Origin of the sequence: Vibrio sp. Y51_MX_L26 (assembly GCF_024181935.1) — a bacterium.
In the GTDB taxonomy this organism is placed as follows: Bacteria; Pseudomonadota; Gammaproteobacteria; order Enterobacterales; family Vibrionaceae; genus Vibrio; species Vibrio diabolicus.
The window spans coordinates 379,992-401,170 of record NZ_JAMZAS010000002.1 but is presented as its reverse complement, the minus strand read 5'-3'; the positions used below and the strand labels follow the sequence as shown (position 1 = coordinate 401,170).

General features: G+C 44.7%; 19 protein-coding genes. 11 read left to right on the top strand and 8 right to left on the bottom strand.

Annotated elements, in window-relative coordinates; genetic code table 11:
- Nucleotides 1-101: 101 nt before the first annotated feature.
- From NL645_RS07935 to thrS, 5 genes are all read right to left on the bottom strand, one after another.
- Entirely contained in the window at nucleotides 102-419 is a 318-nt protein-coding gene (locus tag NL645_RS07935) for a heavy metal-binding domain-containing protein (RefSeq protein ID WP_005377919.1), read from the bottom strand.
- A gap of 190 nt (nucleotides 420-609) precedes the next feature.
- The gene (gene rplT / locus NL645_RS07930; RefSeq protein ID WP_004727974.1) at nucleotides 610-963 is read right to left on the bottom strand and encodes a 50S ribosomal protein L20; all 354 of its coding nucleotides are present in this window, start codon (nucleotides 961-963) and stop codon (nucleotides 610-612) included.
- Nucleotides 964-1,003: 40 nt separating this feature from the next.
- Entirely contained in the window at nucleotides 1,004-1,198 is a 195-nt protein-coding gene (rpmI, locus tag NL645_RS07925; protein ID WP_005377932.1) for a 50S ribosomal protein L35, read from the bottom strand.
- Between the two features lie 121 nt (nucleotides 1,199-1,319).
- Nucleotides 1,320-1,871 carry a translation initiation factor IF-3 gene (gene infC / locus NL645_RS07920; protein WP_074191168.1) on the bottom strand — a complete coding sequence of 184 codons (552 nt, stop codon included), beginning with the start codon at nucleotides 1,869-1,871 and terminating at the stop codon, nucleotides 1,320-1,322.
- A 3-nt stretch (nucleotides 1,872-1,874) separates the two neighbouring features.
- Complete coding sequence (gene thrS / locus NL645_RS07915; protein WP_005395892.1) at nucleotides 1,875-3,803, bottom strand: threonine--tRNA ligase; 1,929 nt, start codon at nucleotides 3,801-3,803, stop codon at nucleotides 1,875-1,877.
- Between the two features lie 410 nt (nucleotides 3,804-4,213).
- Between thrS and NL645_RS07910 the strand changes: the two genes are divergently transcribed.
- Entirely contained in the window at nucleotides 4,214-5,191 is a 978-nt protein-coding gene (locus NL645_RS07910) for a DUF3187 family protein (protein WP_006743321.1), read from the top strand.
- Between the two features lie 6 nt (nucleotides 5,192-5,197).
- Here the strand turns inward: NL645_RS07910 and NL645_RS07905 are convergent, their stop codons facing one another.
- On the bottom strand, nucleotides 5,198-5,941 hold the full coding sequence (locus tag NL645_RS07905; RefSeq protein ID WP_237283811.1) for a sporulation protein: 744 nt from the start codon (nucleotides 5,939-5,941) through the stop codon (nucleotides 5,198-5,200).
- Between the two features lie 248 nt (nucleotides 5,942-6,189).
- Between NL645_RS07905 and hutC the strand changes: the two genes are divergently transcribed.
- The 6 genes from hutC (at nucleotide 6,190) to NL645_RS07875 (ending at nucleotide 13,670) form a co-directional block, all read left to right on the top strand.
- The gene (hutC, locus tag NL645_RS07900; protein ID WP_017634851.1) at nucleotides 6,190-6,897 is read left to right on the top strand and encodes a histidine utilization repressor; all 708 of its coding nucleotides are present in this window, start codon (nucleotides 6,190-6,192) and stop codon (nucleotides 6,895-6,897) included.
- Between the two features lie 129 nt (nucleotides 6,898-7,026).
- Nucleotides 7,027-8,277 (top strand): imidazolonepropionase, encoded by a 1,251-nt coding sequence (gene hutI / locus NL645_RS07895; RefSeq protein ID WP_054576441.1) that lies wholly within the window; start codon nucleotides 7,027-7,029, stop codon nucleotides 8,275-8,277.
- Between the two features lies 1 nt (nucleotide 8,278).
- Entirely contained in the window at nucleotides 8,279-9,289 is a 1,011-nt protein-coding gene (gene hutG, locus NL645_RS07890; RefSeq protein WP_253651520.1) for a formimidoylglutamase, read from the top strand.
- Between the two features lie 73 nt (nucleotides 9,290-9,362).
- Nucleotides 9,363-11,060: a urocanate hydratase gene (gene hutU / locus NL645_RS07885; protein ID WP_025766830.1), complete on the top strand. Its 1,698-nt coding sequence runs from the start codon at nucleotides 9,363-9,365 to the stop codon at nucleotides 11,058-11,060.
- Between the two features lie 11 nt (nucleotides 11,061-11,071).
- A complete protein-coding gene (gene hutH / locus NL645_RS07880; RefSeq protein WP_012841910.1) occupies nucleotides 11,072-12,607 on the top strand; it encodes a histidine ammonia-lyase in 1,536 nt (511 codons plus the stop codon).
- A gap of 337 nt (nucleotides 12,608-12,944) precedes the next feature.
- A complete protein-coding gene (locus NL645_RS07875; RefSeq protein WP_005395883.1) occupies nucleotides 12,945-13,670 on the top strand; it encodes a DUF3581 domain-containing protein in 726 nt (241 codons plus the stop codon).
- Between the two features lie 110 nt (nucleotides 13,671-13,780).
- On the opposite strand, the gene NL645_RS07870 is transcribed toward NL645_RS07875, so the two are convergent.
- Nucleotides 13,781-14,242: an isoprenylcysteine carboxylmethyltransferase family protein gene (locus NL645_RS07870; protein ID WP_053807257.1), complete on the bottom strand. Its 462-nt coding sequence runs from the start codon at nucleotides 14,240-14,242 to the stop codon at nucleotides 13,781-13,783.
- A 73-nt stretch (nucleotides 14,243-14,315) separates the two neighbouring features.
- Complete coding sequence (locus NL645_RS07865; RefSeq protein WP_253651519.1) at nucleotides 14,316-17,351, bottom strand: FAD-binding and (Fe-S)-binding domain-containing protein; 3,036 nt, start codon at nucleotides 17,349-17,351, stop codon at nucleotides 14,316-14,318.
- 264 nt (nucleotides 17,352-17,615) lie between these two features.
- On the opposite strand from NL645_RS07865, the gene NL645_RS07860 reads away from it, so the two are divergent.
- The 4 genes from NL645_RS07860 to NL645_RS07845 all read left to right on the top strand — a co-directional run bounded on the left by NL645_RS07860 (nucleotide 17,616) and on the right by NL645_RS07845 (nucleotide 21,132).
- Nucleotides 17,616-18,296: a DUF3334 family protein gene (locus tag NL645_RS07860; RefSeq protein ID WP_006742601.1), complete on the top strand. Its 681-nt coding sequence runs from the start codon at nucleotides 17,616-17,618 to the stop codon at nucleotides 18,294-18,296.
- 209 nt (nucleotides 18,297-18,505) lie between these two features.
- A complete protein-coding gene (locus NL645_RS07855) occupies nucleotides 18,506-19,201 on the top strand; it encodes a DUF2786 domain-containing protein (protein ID WP_005395879.1) in 696 nt (231 codons plus the stop codon).
- A 217-nt stretch (nucleotides 19,202-19,418) separates the two neighbouring features.
- The gene (locus tag NL645_RS07850; RefSeq protein ID WP_005377956.1) at nucleotides 19,419-20,078 is read left to right on the top strand and encodes an OmpA family protein; all 660 of its coding nucleotides are present in this window, start codon (nucleotides 19,419-19,421) and stop codon (nucleotides 20,076-20,078) included.
- 76 nt (nucleotides 20,079-20,154) lie between these two features.
- Nucleotides 20,155-21,132 carry a J domain-containing protein gene (locus NL645_RS07845; RefSeq protein ID WP_253651518.1) on the top strand — a complete coding sequence of 326 codons (978 nt, stop codon included), beginning with the start codon at nucleotides 20,155-20,157 and terminating at the stop codon, nucleotides 21,130-21,132.
- Nucleotides 21,133-21,179: the final 47 nt, after the last annotated feature.

The following is a 21,179-nucleotide window of genomic DNA, read 5'->3' as shown; positions in this document are numbered from 1 at the left end:
TCTGCAAAAATCTAGAATAATTAACCTAAAAGGAACAGAACGGTAAATGCATAATAATTCACCGCTCTCTATTAGCATTTTTGCACTGCTATTCAAGTAGACTAGTCCGCCAGTTTCACTGCAGTACCAAATGCCAAAATTTCCGAAGAACCATCTACGATTGAGCTTGTGGTAAATCGAATCCCTACAATTGCATCGGCACCTTTAGATTCAGCGTCTGCTACCATGCGTTGTATAGCTATATCACGCGCGTCGGTCATCATTTCCGTGTAACCGCGAATTTCACCGCCAACAATGCTTTTGATACCCGCCATGAGGTCACGACCGATGTGTTTTGATTGAACAACATTACCAGTTACAACCCCTCTTATTTCAGAGATCTGCTTGCCCGGAATGCTTTCTGTCGTTGTGTAGATCATTTTTAGTCCCTTATAAACGTAAAATATATACCCAAGCCATTTTATTACCAACAGAGCAGTGATCACTAATCAAATCGGGAAGACTGATAGACAAGATTCTGAATGGCAAAACTGAAAAATATTTGGGTATATATTTTAGCAATAAAAAAGGAGAGCTAATGCTCTCCTTCTCTTAATCCTAAACTGCTAATTAAAGAGCAGCTTTCGCTTTTTCAACTAGAACTGCAAATGCAGCTTTGTCGAATACTGCGATGTCCGCAAGGATCTTACGGTCGATCTCGATAGATGCTTTCTTAAGACCGTTGATGAAACGGCTGTAAGATAGACCATTTTGACGAGATGCCGCATTGATACGTGCAATCCATAGTTGACGGAATTGACGTTTCTTAGCGCGACGGTCACGGTAAGCGTATTGACCAGCTTTAGTAACTGCTTGGAAAGCTACGCGGTAAACACGTGAACGCGCACCGTAGTAACCTTTAGCTTGTTTTAGAACTTTCTTATGACGTGCACGAGCTTGTACACCACGTTTTACGCGAGGCATTATGCTTCTCCTAAACTAAACGATTGATAACTAAAAAGAATTAAGCGTATGGCAACATACGGATTACTGCAGCCACTTCACATTTTGGAAGGATTGCATTCGGACGTAGTTGACGCTTGTTCTTAGTAGTACGCTTAGTCAGGATGTGACGTTTTGTAGCGTGCTTGTACTTAATACCACCAGCAGTTTTCTTAAAACGCTTAGCAGCACCTTTGTTGGTTTTCATCTTAGGCATGATGAATAACTCCGCATTGAGTAGGTTTAATAAACAACGTAATTAGGGCGAACAAAACCCAGCCGTTATGCCTTTATCGAAAGGAAAGCGGCTAGGTTTTAATTACTTGATGAGCCGTTAATTACTTCTTTTTAGGGGCTAGCACCATGATCATCTGGCGACCTTCAATCTTCTTAGGGAAAGATTCAACCACAGCAAGTTCTGCAGTATCTTCCTTAAGACGATTTAGAACGTCAACACCGATGTCTTGGTGTGCCATCTCTCGGCCACGGAAGCGAATTGTTACCTTCACTTTGTTGCCTTCTTCAAGGAAACGCGTCAGGTTGCGTAGTTTTACCTGATAGTCTCCAATATCAGTTCCAGGACGGAATTTTACTTCCTTGATCTGGACCTGCTTTTGCTTCTTCTTCTGCTCTTTAGCAGTTTTGCTCTTCTCGAAGAGGAACTTACCATAGTCCATCACACGACAAACAGGTGGCTCGGCGTTAGGACTGATCTCAACGAGATCCATACCAGCTTCTTCAGCAGCTGCAATGGCTTCTTGAATCGATACAACACCAACTGATTCACCGTCAGCGCCTGTTAGTCGAACTTCACGAATACCACGAATTTCACCGTTGATACGGTGCGGGTTTTGTTTTACCGGCTGTTGGCCACGTCTTCCGCCTTTAATAGCTTATTCCTCCAGATTGAGCTTACGGCTAGAGATCTCGTCTTGGATGTATGCAATAAAATCATCCACTTTAAATTTACCAAGATCTTTACCTTTACGAGTACGTACTGCAATTTCGCCAGCTTCCATTTCTTGGTCACCAACAACAAGCATATACGGTACACGCTTCAAAGTATGTTCGCGGATTTTAAAGCCAATCTTCTCATTTCTCAAGTCCGCTTTAGCTCTAATTCCACTTTTTTGTAGTTTTTGTACTATTTCTTGAACATAACCTGACTGTTTATCAGTAATGTTCATAAGAACTGCTTGTTCTGGCGCCAACCAAGTTGGGAAGAAACCAGCATATTCTTCGATAAGGATACCGATGAAGCGCTCTAGTGAACCTAGAATCGCACGGTGAATCATTACCGGTACAAGACGTTCGTTATTTTCACCTACATAAGTAGCGCCTAGGCGACCTGGTAGGTTGAAGTCTAGCTGGACAGTACCACACTGCCAAGCGCGGTCTAGACAATCGTATAGTGTGAATTCAATCTTAGGACCGTAGAACGCACCCTCACCTTCTTGAATTTCGTATGGGATATCCATCGATTCAAGAGACTGCTTCAATGCTTCTTCAGATTGATCCCAGATTTCATCTGAACCTACACGTTTCTCTGGACGAGTAGACAGTTTCACTACGATGTTATCGAAACCAAATGTTTGGTACGTATCGTACACCATCTTGATGCAGTTTGTTACTTCTTCTTGGATTTGGCTCTCAGTACAGAAAATGTGAGCATCATCCTGAGTAAAGCCACGTACACGCATAATGCCGTGTAGTGCACCAGATGGTTCGTTACGGTGACATGAGCCGAACTCAGCCATACGTAGCGGTAGGTCGCGGTACGATTTTAGACCTTGGTTGAAGATCTGTACGTGACCTGGACAGTTCATTGGCTTAATTGCGTATTCACGGTTCTCAGAAGAAGTTGTGAACATTGCATCAGCGTATTTATCCCAGTGACCTGAGCGTTCCCAAAGAACACGGTCCATCATTAGCGGACCTTTTACTTCTTGGTAACCGTACTCATCTAGCTTAGCGCGGATGAATACTTCCAGATCACGGAAAATAGACCAACCATTGTGATGCCAGAACACCATACCCGGTGCTTCTTGCTGCATGTGGAATAGGTCTAGTTGCTTACCAATCTTACGGTGGTCACGCTTCGCTGCTTCTTCTAGGCGAGTTAGATGCGCTTTCAGTGCTTTCTTATCGTGGAAAGCCGTACCGTAGATACGTTGAAGCATTTTGTTGTCGCTGTTACCACGCCAGTAAGCACCTGCCACATTCAATAGAGTGAAGTGTTGACAGAAGCTCATGTTAGGAACGTGAGGACCACGACACATGTCGATGTATTCTTCATGGTGGTAAAGACCTGGACGATCATCACGAGATACGTTTTCGTCTAGGATTTCCACTTTGTATGGTTCGCCACGTGATTCAAACGTATCACGCGCTTCCTGCCAGCTTACTTTTTTCTTAACAACTTCGTACTTGGTTTTCGCTAGCTCTTTCATACGCTTTTCAATCTTTTCAAGATCTTCTTGCGTTAGAGACTCATCTAGGTCGATATCGTAGTAGAAGCCGTTGTCGATGGTTGGACCAATCGCCATTTTAGCTTGTGGGTAAAGCTGCTTAAGAGCGTGACCAAGAAGGTGAGCACAAGAGTGACGAACGATTTCTAAACCGTCTACTTCATCTTTTACTGTGATGATTTCAAGGCTTGCGTCTTCTTCAATTAGGTCACACGCATCAACGCGGTTACCGTTTACACGACCAGCGATCGTTGCTTTTGCAAGACCAGGACCGATCGATTGCGCAACTTCCATAGTAGAAACTGGGTTGTCAAATTGACGCTGACTGCCGTCAGGAAGAGTAATAATAGGCATGCTATGTCCTTTACAGTGGTGTTGCACACCAAGCAACACATGTTATTCAAATTAGAAGCTATTTGTTGAAAATAGTTGAGAGTCAATAAAGGCCTCTCGGTAACACGAATACCGGACCGTTATCGAAAATGGGATTGTACCTAGCTCACATTTAGATTGCAAAGCGCGATTTTGTTTTATCATAAGAACTTAACCTCAGGCCCCGTCACGACAATCTGATGATTATTCTTAAGGGCTCACATCATTTGTAAACGGAGTTACCCCCTCCCAATAGAACTTGAATACACAACTGGTATAATAGTTCCTGATACATATTAACCAACACAGGACCCAGCACACCTAGTTCCACCTCAAAGTGCAATTTAGGTATATAGTTGTTTTATTGAGTAGTTTGCATGTAGGTGTTCATCATGATCTATTTCAAATCGCGCTTTATGGGGCTTCTAAGCATTTCGATATGCTGTGTACCAGCCATGGCATCAGATGACCTGTATGGGCCGCTACGTTCTTACGCACAATCTCCGATGCAAGTGGTTAGCCATACCAATATACTGCGCTCAGGACATAGCCTTCCCTCTGACTTTGTCGAAACCTATGGCTCAGGAACCGTGGCTAGTGTTTGGGCTCATACTGATGAATACGCACTGGATTATTACCACAACCAAATCGAAATTGGCAGCAAGTGGCAAATCAATAGCCGTTGGCAATGGGAACTCAATTATCGGTGGGTTTTTGCCGCTGATAACCATTTAGATGGACTGACTAAAAGCTTCCATAACCTTTTCGGTATCGGACAGAATGGCCGAGACAAAGTAGACAGAGATCGTTTTTACATTTCAATGCCGCAATATGATGTGCTAGAAGATGATTTCGAAGGACAAACGCTTGCCAATAACTTATCTACTTATTTGCAATATCAAGTGTTTCAGAATGAACATCACGGCCTATCTATTGGTGGCAGCTTATATTTTAATGATGTTGCTCACGGGACTTTTCAAGGCAGTAATTTCGAGCAAGGTTTCCAAGTAAATTACAGTTATTTGAGTGACGCCCATGCATTTTACTCGATGGTTGGCATAACTTTTCGCTCAGATGATCGCGCCTTACTGGATCTACCCTATCGGCATAATACGATTGCCGTTGCAGCTGGGTACCGTTATGCGTTGGAAGATCACCACCACCTGATGTTTGAATACCATTGGTATCAAGGCTCAACAGAAGGACCCGCAGAGTTTGCTGATGCCTCTAATGAACTGGTATTAGGCTATCGATATCTAATGGAAAACTCCGCGCTTGAGTTTTTAGCCGTAGAGAACGCACGAAACATGGATAACAGTACCGATATCGCTTTCACAATAGGATATCGGTACATATTCTCATCAAGTTGATGAGAACTATAGATTTAGCGTTGGTGCAACCGCGGCAGCGACTTGAGCATCAGTTGCATTGATCGGCAACGTAAACGAGCGATATTGGTCCCCAGCCAAGCTGAGCGAACGGTCAACCTCTGCCAAACAATGCATGACCTGCCCTTCCAGAATAAAAGAAAGCTCAATTTCTTTTGATGAGATAAAGCCGTTATTTCGGAACTCTAGCTCTTGATAAATTCCAGAGCGAGAAGCAAACGAGCCACCGCGCAAAAAGCCTTTTTCAACATCGGCTTTAACCATAGTGAAGCCAGCTTGCTCGATCGCTTGAATAACCCGAGATGCTACTGGTAGTGGTTTCACTTCAATATAGTCACGGTCACGCGGATCAATTGCAAAATCAATATCTAACGTCGTCTCAACCCAAACATGACATTGATTCTTAAGTGCGCTAACCGCAGTAATTGGTGTTTCATCATGCAGTTTTAGCTCAAACGGAACCTGCTTTTCTTCATTAGGTTGAATCACAAAAGGGTCAACTGCTTTCAATTGATCAATAGTGAAGGTTTGGTAACTTACGCTATCATCCACTTCGACTTTCATTTCCGTGTTCAATTTAATCGTAATAGCATCAATTTGTTGTTCGACGTCTCCGCCTTTGATATGAACATGCCCTTTCAGCGTCGCTCCTTGAAACACGCTCATTTCGTCCAAAATGGTATCTACTTTTGCAGAGCCGATCCCCAGTGATGCTTTCAATTTTTTAAACATACTTTTCCTTTTTTAGCGATTTTTCTTCTAATAATCGTTTGTTTACACAATTGTTTTCTGCTGTGCAAGCAATAGACCACAAGAAAATGTTTGAATTCAATTATCAATCCAAATAATGCTCAGCAGCAAGAGTCATTCAGCTCTGCAATAGGATTGCTCGGTCACTAAGCGGTACATTCGTCGAGAAATGTTTGCAATTTGTACCTAAATTCAGCAGTATTTGTATAGTCAAATAAAGGAAAATGATTATGTCTGCACCACTCTACATTCAAATTAAACAATTTATCCTGGATAAAATTGAGGCTGGAGAGTGGGTAGTTGGTCATCGCATCGCCACCGAGATTGAGCTTACCGAGCAATTTGGTGTCAGTAGAATGACAGTGAACAAAGCAATTCGGGATTTAGTTAATGAGGGCCGATTACAACGTCGCCCACGCTTAGGCACGTTCGTGTGTGATCCTGGTGAAAAGTCAGAATCTCCCCTGCTAGACATTCGAAACATTGCCGAAGAAGTCAGCGATAGAGGGCGAAAGTATGGCAGTAAAGTGCTCAAACAAATTGCCATAAAAGCAGATGACAACATTGCGACAAAACTCGGCGTTATGCTAGGCACGACAGTGTTTTACAGTGAAATTATTCACTATGAAGACCAAACGCCGATTCAATTGGAGCTCCGCTGGGTGAATAGCCAATATGCCCCGAGTTATTTAAATCAAGACTTCACACAAATCACTCCAAATCAATACCTGTCAGATAATTGCCCACTCAGCGCGATAGAACATACTGTAGAGGCAATTGTGCCTGAAAGCCGTATTAAGCAAGACTTAAAAATGCAAGCCAATGAACCTTGCCTTCTCTTGAATCGCAGAACGTGGAGCCAAGATAAGTTAGTCAGTACCGCCCTACTTTATCACCCTGGTAACAAATATAAGCTGAGCTCAAAAGTGCTCATTTAAGGACAAGATTTGTCCTCTAGATCTACGTTTTGATCACATTTTAGCAACATCAATCTTGTCAGTGTTCTTATTTTGCTCTATTTATTTGTATATACATTTAATGATACAAATAAACACAGGGACACAAACATGGATTTGCTGATTGAAAACGCACGTCTAGTTACCATGCAATCGGGAGAATGCGGATACCTTCCAACGCCTCCAGCGCGCATTGGTATTAAATCTGGAAAAATCGTTGCGATCAGTACTTGTGCCATTGGTGAAGACGCACCGCAAACCGAGTCTCTGCTGTCTGCCCAACATTACGCTCAGAGTATCGACCTTCAAGGCAAGTTAGTTCTGCCAGGTTTGATCGACTGCCACACTCATCTTATTTACGCGGGCAATCGTGCCAACGAATTTGAAATGCGCTTAAACGGCGTGCCATATCAAGAAATTTCCAAACAAGGCGGTGGGATACTTTCAACGGTGCATGCGACGCGTTCAGCAACCGAAGCGCAATTAGTTGAGTTAGCGTTGCCACGTTTAGACGGGCTACTCGCGAGCGGCGTCACTTCTGTCGAAGTGAAATCAGGCTACGGATTGACACTGAATGATGAAATAAAAATGCTCCGTGCAGCCAAAATGCTTGAACAAGAGCGCAAAGTTAAAATCACCACTACACTTCTCGCCGCTCACGCCATTCCGCCAGAGTTCCAAGGCCGTGCAGATGATTATATTGAGCACATTTGTCAGGACATAATCCCTGTTGTCGCAAAGGAAGAATTAGCTACGAGTGTCGATGTTTTTTGTGAATCGATTGGTTTCAATCTTGAACAAACAGAAAAAGTGTTTGTAGCTGCAAAACGCCACGGCTTAAAGGTTAAAGGGCATACTGAGCAACTTTCTAATCTCGGTGGTACAGCCCTCACTGCGCAATACAACGGTCTGTCAGCGGATCACATCGAGTTTTTAGATGAGCAAGGTGTTAAAGCACTTGCTCGATCAAACACCGTCGCCACTCTATTGCCTGGCGCTTTTTATTTTCTAAGAGAAACTCAGTTACCACCGATTGAGTTGTTGAGAGAGCATAACGTGCCGATGGCAATTGCTACGGACGTCAACCCAGGTACATCACCATTTTCTGATCTCACACTCATGCTGAATATGGCGTGCACACTATTTCGTCTTACACCGCAAGAAGCACTGCGTGGTGTAACGCAACATGCAGCCAAAGCTCTGGGTTATCAAAATTCACGTGGCGAAATCAAAGTAGGGTTTGATGCGGACTTCTCTATCTGGGATATCGAAAGCCCTGCAGATTTAAGCTATCAAGTCGGAGCAAAACGTCTGGTAGGTCGTATAGTAAATGGTGAATACATTTCACACGGAGGCCAATAATATGTCTCAATTCGACCTACACTCCCCCCTATTTCATTGGCAAGGCCGTCATGATGCCGAGGACGGCAAACTTGGTCAGCGAATTCATCACGTGGTTCAACGCCAGAAAGCAGATGAGTTGGGGGCCGTTGCAAGTGGCGTCTCATTACTGGGTTTTGCTACGGATGCTGGCGTAGTGAGAAACAAAGGACGCATTGGCGCGAAAAAAGCGCCAGACTTAATCCGACGAGCGCTCGCTAATTTAGCATGGCACCAAGACGTCCCACTATATGACTTAGGTACCGTGGTATGCGAAGACGACTTACTGGAAGAGAGTCAATCTCTATGTGCGGCAACCATTTCAAGCGCACTACCTCATACGCCAGTCATCGTGTTAGGTGGTGGGCATGAGATTGCGTGGGCCTCGTTTTCCGGCTTAGCGGAGTATTTTAAAGCGCACCATCCAGAAAAGAAGCCTAAAATCGGTATTATCAATTTCGATGCGCATTTCGATTTACGCGCATTCGAGAGCAGCATCGCCGACATCAAACCAAGCTCTGGCACCCCCTTCAACCAAATTCATCATTTTTGCCAACGTAACGATTGGGACTTTCATTACGCTTGCATTGGCGTAAGCCGCAGCAGCAACACTAAAGCGCTGTTTGAAAAAGCAGATGCGTTAAATGTTTGGTATGTAGAAGACAATCAGCTTTGCTACCTAAACCACAGTTATCACTTAACCCAGCTTCAACACTTTATTGACGACTGTGACTACCTCTATTTGACCATTGATCTGGATGTATTTCCTGCGGCAACCGCACCTGGGGTCAGCGCCCCTGCGGCTCGAGGAGTAAGTTACGACACAATTGCACCATTTTTAGATCGAATTCTTCATTACAAAAATAAGCTCATGCTGGCTGATATCGCCGAATACAACCCTAATTATGACGTTGATAGTCAAACTGCACGCTTAGCTGCCCGTTTGTGTTGGGATATCGCCAACGCGATGGCGGAAAAGCAACACAAACCATAACGCATCCTAGATGCCACTTATTATTACGACCAAGCAAGTACTTGGTCATCACGAGAAACTAAAGGAGTCTGAAATGACACAGCGCCAGGGACAAGATCCACGACTTGATACAAGCAGAACAATTCGTGCACCTCACGGAGATAAACTGCGCGCAAAATCTTGGCTAACCGAAGCCCCTCTTCGTATGCTGATGAACAACCTCGATCCTGATGTTGCAGAACATCCACATTCGCTGGTTGTATATGGCGGCATTGGCCGTGCGGCACGAAACTGGGAATGTTACGACAAGATTGTTGAAGTACTTGAAAGACTCGAAGATGACCAAACGCTTTTAGTTCAATCAGGCAAGCCTGTTGGTGTTTTCCCTACCCATAAAAACGCCCCACGCGTGCTTATCGCAAACTCAAACCTCGTTCCTCATTGGGCAAACTGGGAACACTTCAACGAGCTCGATAAACAAGGCTTGATGATGTACGGCCAAATGACCGCTGGCAGCTGGATATACATTGGCTCACAAGGCATCGTCCAAGGCACATACGAAACATTCGTATCTGTTGCGAAAAAGCACTTTGACGGCGAAGCAAAAGGCCGATGGATTCTAACTGGCGGTCTTGGTGGTATGGGTGGTGCTCAGCCTCTAGCCGGTACGATGGCTGGCTTCTCCATGATTGCGGTAGAGTGTGATGAATCGCGTATCGATTACCGCCTACGTACAGGCTATGTCGATAAGAAAGCGACATCTTTAGATGAAGCGCTTGCTATCATCAAAGAGTCAGACACACCAGTATCAGTTGGTCTACTAGGTAATGCAGCAGACGTTTTCTCTGAGTTGGTAGAACGTAATATCACGCCTGATGTAGTAACAGACCAAACATCTGCACACGACCCGCTCAATGGCTACTTACCACAAGGCTGGAGCATGTCTCACGCAGCAGAAATGCGTTTGCAAGATGAAGCAATGGTCGTAAAAGCAGCGAAAAAATCCATGGCAGTGCAAGTTCAAGCGATGTTAGAGCTGCAAAATCGCGGCGCCGCAACACTCGACTACGGTAACAACATCCGCCAAATGGCTCTGGAAGAAGGCGTAGAAAACGCATTTGATTTCCCTGGCTTCGTTCCAGCCTACATTCGCCCTCTATTCTGCGAAGGTATTGGTCCTTTCCGCTGGGCTGCTCTCTCTGGAGATCCTGAGGACATCTATAAAACCGACCAAAAAGTAAAAGAGCTAATTCCAGATAATCCACACTTACATAACTGGCTAGATATGGCGCGCGAGCGCATTCAGTTCCAAGGTTTACCTGCACGTATTTGCTGGGTTGGTCTTAAAGATCGTGAGCGTCTTGGTCAAGCATTCAATGAAATGGTGAAAAATGGCGAACTTAAGGCGCCCGTTGTCATTGGTCGTGACCACTTAGACTCTGGCTCCGTTGCAAGCCCGAACCGAGAAACAGAAGGCATGATGGACGGTTCTGACGCCGTATCAGACTGGCCACTATTAAACGCACTACTCAATACGGCGGGCGGTGCAACTTGGGTTTCACTGCACCACGGTGGAGGCGTAGGTATGGGCTTTTCGCAACACTCAGGTATGGTTATCTGCTGTGACGGCAGTGAAGATGCCTCAGAACGTATTGCCCGTGTGCTGCATAACGACCCAGCAACAGGCGTGATGCGTCATGCTGATGCGGGATACGATATCGCTAAACAATGTGCAGCAGAGCAAGGGCTAGATTTGCCAATGCTCAACGAAGAACTGAAGAAGCTCAAGTAAGGATGAAAGAGATGTTAAATTTAACGCTAAAGCCAGGTCATATTAGCTTAAACGAACTACGCCAAGTGAGCCGTTCACCAGTCAACCTTACTTTGGATCCTGAAGCCATTCCGGCCATTGAAGAAAGCACACAGGTCGTAGACCGAGTCATCGCGGAAGATCGAACGGTTTACGGAATTAACACTGGTTTTGGGCTATTGGCTAACACACGAATAGCACCAGAAGATTTAGAAACACTGCAACGCAGTATCGTTCTTTCTCATGCGGCAGGTATCGGTGAGTTTATGTCAGATGAAACGGTTCGTCTGATGATGGTATTAAAAATCAATAGCCTGTCTCGTGGTTTTTCTGGTATTCGCCTAAAAGTCATTAATATGCTGACCGACCTAGTTAACGCACAAGTTTACCCTTGCGTACCTAAAAAGGGCTCTGTTGGCGCATCAGGTGACTTAGCTCCTCTGGCCCATATGAGCACAGTATTACTAGGTGAAGGACAAGCTCGTCACAACGGTAATATCATTTCTGGGCAAGAAGCATTAAAAATCGCAGGTCTAGAACCCATAACTCTGGCACCGAAAGAAGGCTTAGCGCTGCTAAATGGTACCCAAGCATCAACAGCGTTCGCATTAGAAGGTCTGTTTATCGCGGAAGATCTTTTCGCTTCGGCTACAGTATGTGGCGCAATGTCTGTCGAAGCCGCTCTCGGCAGCCGACGTCCATTCGATCCGCGCATTCATCGTGTACGTGGTCATCGCAGCCAAATGGACGCTGCACTGGCCTATCGTCATCTATTGGATACATCAAGTGACATTGGTGATTCGCATACTAACTGTGAAAAAGTGCAAGACCCGTATTCGTTGCGCTGTCAGCCTCAAGTAATGGGGGCGTGTTTGCAGCAAATCCGCAACGCCGCCGAAGTATTGCAAGTAGAAGCAAACTCCGTATCAGATAACCCGTTGGTGTTTGCTGAAGATGACGACATCATCTCTGGCGGTAACTTCCACGCTGAGCCTGTTGCAATGGCAGCTGACAACCTAGCACTGGCGATTGCTGAGATCGGCAGCCTGTCTGAACGTCGTATGGCATTGCTTATCGATAGCGCATTATCAAAATTACCACCGTTCTTAGTTGATAATGGCGGTGTAAACTCTGGTTTCATGATTGCCCAAGTCACCTCTGCTGCGCTAGCAAGCGAAAACAAAACGCTCGCTCACCCAGCGTCAGTAGACAGCTTGCCAACATCAGCAAACCAAGAAGATCACGTTTCAATGGCAACCTTCGCGGCTCGCAGATTGAAAGAAATGGGAGAAAACACTCGCGGCATTCTGGCGGTCGAATACCTCTCAGCAGCACAAGGCCTAGACTTTAGAGCGCCAAACAAGTCCTCTGAGCGTATTGAGATTGCGAAACAAATGTTGCGTGAAAAAGTATCGTTCTACGATAAAGATCGCTACTTTGCGCCGGACATTGAACAGGCGAATACTCTGCTTAAGCTGGCTATTCACAACACGCTCATGCCAGAGAGCCTGTTACCAAGTGTTCAGTAATCCAGCATTACTAGCACTTAACCTAAAAACCGGATGATAATTTGAAGGCTCCACGTTTCGCGTGGAGCTTTTTTATCTCCTCATTAAACGTATTCCTAGCGAGCTTTATGAACACTTGCATATTGTTATTGCTATACTTTTAAAAATAGCCGACGTAATAAAGTCGCTGTTTATTGCTTTCACAAATAAAAGCGTTGCTAAAGTATGCGTTTTTAACGATTTATCCGCCGAAATAGTGTCTTATTGTTAGGATACGGTGAAGTTTTCACTGGATGGACCATTGCTACGCAGATATTCGCATATAATCCCACACAGTTTTGGTTACTACGTAAAAATTATGTTTCTAACACCTTATTTTTCAAACACTAATCACCAGTTTCAGTTCACTCGCGAACAAGCAAGCCACTTTGCAAAACGTGTCGCAGGTGACTACAACCCAATCCACGATGAAGACAACAAACGCTTTTGTGTCCCTGGGGACTTACTTTTCGCTGTGCTTCTTAGTAAAGAAGGCGTCAGCCAAAAGATGCGTTTTAACTTCTCTGGCATGGTAAACGATGGTGTAGCACTTCATATTGAAAATAAGTGTGAAAAAGAAAGCGCCGTTGTTGACGAGGCAGGTAAAGAATACTTACACATGTCCCGTGAAGGTGAGACTAATCACGATCCCGCATTTATTGAGCATGTCGTAACAAATTACGTGCAATTCTCTGGCATGAACTTCCCTCACATCATGGTTCCTCTTATGGAAGAGAAGCAAATGATGATCAACTGCCAACGTCCATTAGTTATTTATGAAAGCATGGAAGTTGAATTTTCACGCTTAGACCTTACACATCCAGAAGTGGATTTCACTGGCGCAACATTCGACGTGGAAGGTAAACGTGGGGTAGTCACCTTAAACTTTGCGTTCAAAGAAGACGGTGAAGTCGTTGGCAAAGGCATCAAGCGCATGGTTGCAAGCGGCTTGAAGCCATATGACCAAGAAGCGGTTGACGATCTTGTACGCCGTTTCAATGAACGTAAGGATGCATTCCTAGCAAAGTTCGTTAAGGCAGCCTAATCGACTGCCCTATCAGACGCGCTCAAAAAACGTGTTTACTAAAAGAAAGCCCAACGTCGATCGTTGGGCTTTCTTTTTATGTCTCATCCAAATAAAACTAAACGCAATGCTTAGATCCAGCGGCGGACGTGGTTTTTATAATCCACATACTCTTCACCAAACAATCGCTCTAGAACACGTTCCTCTGGCTTGATTTGAAATCGATTCATATAACTGACAAATACAACGCTACAAAGCACCACACTCAAGTGCTGCCACCACAAACCAATTGCAATGATTAGAAGCAGTAGCGCCATATACATCGGATTGCGCGAAAAAGAAAATACGCCAGTTCTCACCACGGAAGAGGCCGTGTCAGGCTTTACAGGGTTAACCGTCGTTTTTACTTTATGGAATTCATACACACCAGCAATGCCCATATAACCAGAGAGCAAAGTTAACCCGCCAACCACAACCTCGACAAAGGGCACGCTAATATTCAGGCTCGGCACCAGAACTGTCAGTCCATACATGAGTAGTATGACCAACAAAAACACCGCAACAGGTGGGACTTTGAGTTCAAGTTTTCTCAAGATTCATATCCTTTGAAATTGTTGTATGTGACTTCTAAAAAAGCCCAGTAAAACTGGGCTTAATTTGATGTGATTATATCAAAGTTAACAGCGCCTGAACGGGATGTTTGGGCTTTGTTCCTTCAAAGCGTTTCACTTGGCTGCGGCAAGAGTAGCCAGTAATCAAACATCTCTCGTTATCTAACTTATCTAAGCTTGGCTTCCAGCTTAAATTGTAAATGTCTTTCGACATCGACAACTTATCGACCTCGTGACCAAACGTACCCGCCATACCACAACAACCAACAGGAACCGTATTTAAAACTGCACCAAAGTGAGCAAAAATAGCGCCCCACTCTTTTTCCGCATTCGGCATTTTGGTTTTTTCAGTACAGTGCGCAAACAGATACCAAGGTTCCTGCGCCTTATGCTCTCCGCTTTCAAACGCTTCTAGTCTTGGGTAAAGCCATTCGTGGGCCGTTAGTACATCGAAATCACCTCGCTTACTGCCAAGTACTTCAGCGTATTCATCTCGATAACACAGCACCAATGCAGGATCGACACCAACTAAAGGAATATCCAGATCCGCTACCATCGCCAAGAACTTCGCTGTATCGGCGGCTGTATCCTTAAACTGACGTAGAAAGCCTTTAATGTGTTGTGCTTTACCATTCGGCTTAAATGGCAGAAGCACCGGATGCATGCCCAGCTTTTTCAATAATTTAACGAAGTCTTCTACGACATCGGCGTCGTAGTAGCTAGTGAATGGGTCTTGAACAATTAAAACATGCTTGCTCTTTTCAGACGAAGACAAACCGCTGAGCGCTTGCAGATCATAAGGCGTTGTCAGCGACTCTACTCGTTGTTTCAATGTAGGTACTGATAACAACGGCGCATCGACATACCCAACTGTTGAAGCCGTTAAGCTCTTGACCCACGACTGCTTCAAAACACCGTTTACGACACCTGGCGCTTTCGCCATCATCGGCAGCATAGTCTCTATGTTCGCAACCAGATAATCTTTTGCTGGACGTTGGTAACGAGAGTGATAAATGTTTAAAAAGCGTGAGCGGAAACTCGGAACGTCGACTTTAATCGGACACTGGCTCGCACACGCTTTACACGCTAAACAACCATTCATCGCTTCATACACTTCGTGGGAGAAATCGTATTCGTTACGACGATTGATAGAATGACGTACGCGGTCAATCATGGTTTTGATTGATGTTTTGTTTTCTAGTGTTTGCTTTTCTAAGTCAAGAATATCAATGCCTTGCTCAGTAAGCTGACGCAACCACTCGCGAACCAAGCCAGCACGCCCTTTTGGCGAGTGACGACGATCGGCCGTCACTTTCATCGATGGACACATCGGTGAGCTGGTATCGTAGTTAAAACACAAACCGTTACCGTTACATTCCATCGCTTGCTTAAAGCTGTCACGCACTTGTACGTCAATTTGGCGGTCATAGTAACCACGTTTGGTGTCGGTTACTTTTACCAACTCTGCATCGCTATCAAGTGGCGTACAGATTTTGCCCGGGTTCATTTTGTTGTGTGGATCGAATGCCGCTTTCACACGTCTCAGCTCAGTAAACAACTCGTCGCCGAAAAACTCAGGGCCATACTCTGAGCGGAAACCTTTGCCATGCTCACCCCACATCAAACCGCCGTATTTCGCCACCAGCTTAACCACTTCATCAGAAACTTCGTGCATCAATGCTTCTTGGTGCGGGTCACACAAATCCAACGCAGGACGTACGTGAAGCACCCCGGCATCGACGTGACCAAACATGCCGTAATTCAGAGACTTGCTGTCTAACAGCTCTCGAAACTCTACAATGAAGTCCGCCAGATTTTCTGGTGGCACACAGGTATCTTCAGCGAATGCGACCGGTTTAGCGCGACCTTTTGCTGCGCCTAACAAACCCACCGCTTTTTTACGCATGTTGTAAATACGCCCGATACTCGCTACATCGTTACAGACTTGGTAACCGATGATGCCCGCTTCTTCTGTTTCCAGCATGGTATCAAGCTTGGCGGTCAGCGCTGCAACCTGCGCAGCAACTTCTTCTTCGTCCTGACCTGCATATTCCACCATATTGATGCCAAGCATCTCTTTATTTGGAACATCGGTAAGCAAATCACTCACGGTGTGCCAGACGATATCTTGCTTCGCGAGATTAAGCACTTTCGAGTCAACGGTTTCTACAGATAGCGCTTTCGCTTCGACCATCAACGGTGCATTACGGAGCGCAGAGTCAAAGCTGTTGTATTTAACGTTAACCAAAGTACGTGCTTTCGGAATTGGCGTCAGGTTTAGCTTCGCTTCGGTAATAAATGCCAATGAACCTTCCGCGCCACACAGCACTCGTGTGATGTCGAAACGGTCATCGTCTTCATTCAAGGCATTTTTTAAATCGTACCCCGTTAAAAAGCGGTTGAGCGGAGGAAATTTATCCACGATCTGCTGGCGTTTTTCACGACATACGGATTCCGTTACTCGTAGCGCCTTGGCAGCAAACTCGCCTTCTTCGGGGTAGCCGTTGGACAGATCTGATTCTAAAACTGAGCCATCAGCAAACACCGCTTGTAGCGACAAAACATGATCGGATGTTTTTCCGTATTTCAGAGAACCTTGACCAGAAGCATCAGTGTTGACCATACCGCCAATTGTGGCACGGTTACTAGTTGATAAGTCCGGAGAGAAGAAGTAACCGTAAGGGCGAACCGCATCATTTAACTGATCTTTCACTACACCAGTTTGTACACGAACCCAGCCTTCTTTCTCATTAATCTCAAGCACTTTGTTCATGTGACGAGACATGTCAACCACAATACCTTTGGTTAGCGACTGACCATTGGTCCCTGTGCCGCCACCACGAGGTGAAAAGGTGATTCGTTCGTACTTTTCTTTATTGCTCAGTTTCCCGAGGAGAGAAACATCTTCTGTCGTTTTAGGATGGACGACTGCCTGAGGAAGTTGCTGGTAAACACTGTTGTCAGTGGCAACCGCTAGTCGGCTTGAATATTGGCTTTCGATATCACCAGTGAATCCGGCGTGCTCAAGCTCTTTCAGAAAACTAAGAACAAGAGGATCGACATCAGTTTGCGAGTGTAATCTTGGTAACATTTGCTTCCTGCCCCTACGACGCTGAATCCGATCAGCTGCGGGTTATGTAATTATTTGCTCACTTCTCATACAAGTTGGCGTTCAGCGAAACAAAACACCACAAAAGAGTAAGTGAAGTAATATTCTTTGAATTTCGTCACTTTACAACATTTAAAAAGACGAGCAAATCAGAATCTCGATACAATAATTAAACTTATGCTTTATTTTTTCACGCTTGATGCCTTACATTGGGGAACGAATCGCGTTTCTAGATGAGTTTTCAGAATGAAAAAAAATAAAATTGTGACCACTGAAGATATCCTTCTCAAACTTTGCCAGTCTGTTTCTGGCGTCCTAACTTCGGCGACATCTTCTCAAGTAAATTACTCTGCAATGGTGCAAAAAATCCACAAGACTAGCCTCAAGCCAGATTTTGGCTGTTTTGTTCTGTTTGATGGCGGGTTTACCGGGCTGGTCGTAATTAATTTTACGGCAAAAGCCGCATTAGAGATCTACACCAACTACATGCGTAATATGGGTATGCCAGAAGAAGAACTGGCAATATCTCATACTTCTGACGAGGTGGGAGATGTTCTGGGTGAGCTAATGAACCAACTGGTTGGAGATTTCACCAATAAAATTCGTAAAGAGCTGCAAACGAACATCACACAAAACCAGCCAAAAATGATGGCGCTGAATAAGCAAGTAATCTTACAAGTGGATACCAACCTTGACCGCCCTCAAGCTCGCCGAGTGACGTTCTCCACCGAAAATAACAACATTTTCTACCTAGAGTTGGCAATGGACAAAACTGAGTTCATCCAACTAGAAGAGTTTGAAATCGCAGAAGACGAAAATCCAGACGATATTTTAGAAGCAACACGTAAAAATATGGCTGAGAAAGAATCTAAATCGTCGAGTTCGAACGATGACGCCGATGATTTACTCAACCAGCTCGGGTTGTAATTCCAACTAATCTTAATGAAGAATGGCTTCTTAGACACAAGTACGACTTCATACTGATTATGACGAACTAAAACGCCTAGCCTCGCCTTCCGCGGGGCTTCTTTTTATGTCCATAAACCACCTTCACTCCCACCTTGTATTTCGTTTTTATGTCAAAAAAGGTAATATGTCTGACTTCATAAATTTTCTGCTTTCGTTACTGGTTGTCGATGGATAAACAAAAAGCTCTGAAAAAAATCGCCAAGTGCTTAGAACTGGGCAATTCCGCTAATGTTAATGAGGCTGCCAATGCTATCAAAATGGCACATCGCCTCATGCTCAAATATGGTCTGGATAAAGACGATATTGAGTTTATCAGAATGGGGAAAACACAATCTTCCCACCTACTACCAGCGAATATCAGTTCTACCATATTGCGAGTGATTCGCGGCATTAACACTAAATTCGGTGTTGAAGCGGTGTTGTTGAATCACAAAGGGCTCAAACGTGTCGAGTTTATCGGTGAAGCAGATCGCGCGATTTTTGCTGCATTTGCTTTCGATATTATTTATCGCGAGATGAACGAAAGTACCGGACAATTCCGAAACAGCTTCGCAGGTACGGGCACCTCTTCTCAAGAGGTGACTCGCCGCGTGAACTCATTTGTATCTGGTTGGGTAGAGGGCGCGATAGAGAAACTTCCAGTCATTTCCCCAGACGAAGAGTCGGCCAACAAAATCAATGATTATATTGATAAAGAATTCCAAAACATTGACCGCGAAACCTTCAAGAAGCAACTGAAAGAAGCGATGAAAAACCTAACCGAAGACTACGAAGTGGGCTTGAAAAAAGGTAGAAGAGTCTCCGTTAACCGTGGTGTTGGCGGCGAGCAAGCGCGTAAAATGTTGGGCAATCCATCGAAATAACCAGAGCAGCAATTGATTGACGTAGGTTCCAATATTCCAATGTTATTGGGACCTACTTTTTGAAGTTGTGATAGTAACGATAAGAATTTTCTTACAGAAACTCTTATCAATCTTACTTTCTCATAACAAATATCAATGCTTACTTATTCATAATTCGCATCCCATTATGAGGCATGGTTTCGCCTCAGTTTTATACGGAGATTTTCCCTTGAAAAAGATGCCTATTGCACTAGCTCTAGTGCTAGCTCTTACTGGCTGTCAAGCCACTCAACGCCAAAATGCAACAACGGGTGAATACGAAACTAACTCAACCACGCAAGGCGCGCTTATTGGTGCTATCGCTGGTGCAGCAATCGGTCTAGCAACGGGCGACGACGCTAAAGAACGCCGTCAGCATGCACTCATTGGTGCGGCCGCAGGCGGAGCGACTGGCGCTGGCGTTGGTTACTACTTTGACCAACAAGAAGCAGAATTGCGTCGCGCTTTGCTAAACTCTGGTGTACAGGTTCAGCGTGTTGGTGAGAACCAGCTTTTACTGCGTATGGAAAATGGTATCGGCTTCTCTTCAAGCTCTTACCAGCTTGATGCTAGCATTCATAATACGCTACGCGGTGTTGCTCGCATCTTGGTTGAATACCCAGATACCAGCCTTGTTATCGACGGTTACACTGATAGCACGGGCAGTGAGTCATACAACCAAACGTTGTCTGAGCGTCGTGCAGAGTCCGTACGTCAATTCCTAGTATCTCAAAACGTTGCACCTGGTCGTGCAATTGCACGTGGCTACGGCGAACGTAACCCAATTTGCTCAAACCAAACTTCTGAAGGTCGTGCGTGCAACCGTCGTGTTGAAATCCAGATCTTGCCACTGAAGTAATTTGGTTGCACCATAGCGGTAATAATAAAAAATTACCGGAGCAGGCCTAGCCATAATCGTTAGGCCTGACATATCAATGTCTGTCAAAACGTCTGCCCTACTCTGCTTATTTAGCCTCAGCTTTTCTGGTTACTCGCTTGCCTCTCAAGCTCCAAATGACCCCATAGAACAATACGAGTACGCACAGCAATTATTGGCATCAAACAAAGCTGAAGCCTCAGCAGAAACGCGTTACTGGCTAGAGCAATCCGCCAACCAAGGTTACCTCCCTGCGCAAAAACAGCTCGCGAACGACTTTGCTAAAGGGATAAATGGCGAAAAAAATGAAACACAAGCGTTATATTGGCTAACCTCTATCGCACTCAATGACCCAACCGATCGTGGCTTTCTTCTCGCTAACTTTATTCAGCACAATCAAGACAAGGTCACAGCTTCTCAATTGACTGAAGCTTTGTATCAAATGGCTTCTCAGCATAATCCAGCAGCAGAACAGGCTTATAATCAACTGTTAGAGCAGCGCTTCAATCAACTGCGAGCTAAACAAGTCTCACAAATAAAGTCGCTCGATAAAAAGGCGGAGCAAACACAAGAAGAGAAAAGCACAACAATTACAAAACCCAACGTAGAATACTCGCAGTTTCTATGGCTGATCTGGCTAGCGGCGATACTCATCATCAGCGGCTTAAGCTTCTTCGTAATCAAGAAACATAAGCAGAATAGAAAAGCGCTTGAAGCCAAAGAGGAAAGCCAAAATCAGCGAATGGCGGCAAAAGTTAAAGAGCTAGAGTTTACGAATAAGCAACTGAAGCGTCAGTTAGAGAAAGTATTCAGAGAATTTAAGAAATCCAAAACTCAGGTAGAAAACCATAAGCTAAGCGTCGCGTGTGCTATGTTTGGCTACACACCACAACACATCCCTGATTTACAAGCAATAAAGCTACGCTATAGACAGCTATCAAAGCTTTATCATCCGGACACAAGAGGCAGTGAAGAAGAAATGAAGCGACTCAATCATGCCTTTAAGCTTGTCTCACAAAATGTTACAAAACAGTAAAAACAGGTCAAGATACTTTGGCTAGCATGCTTTTAGACCTATATAAT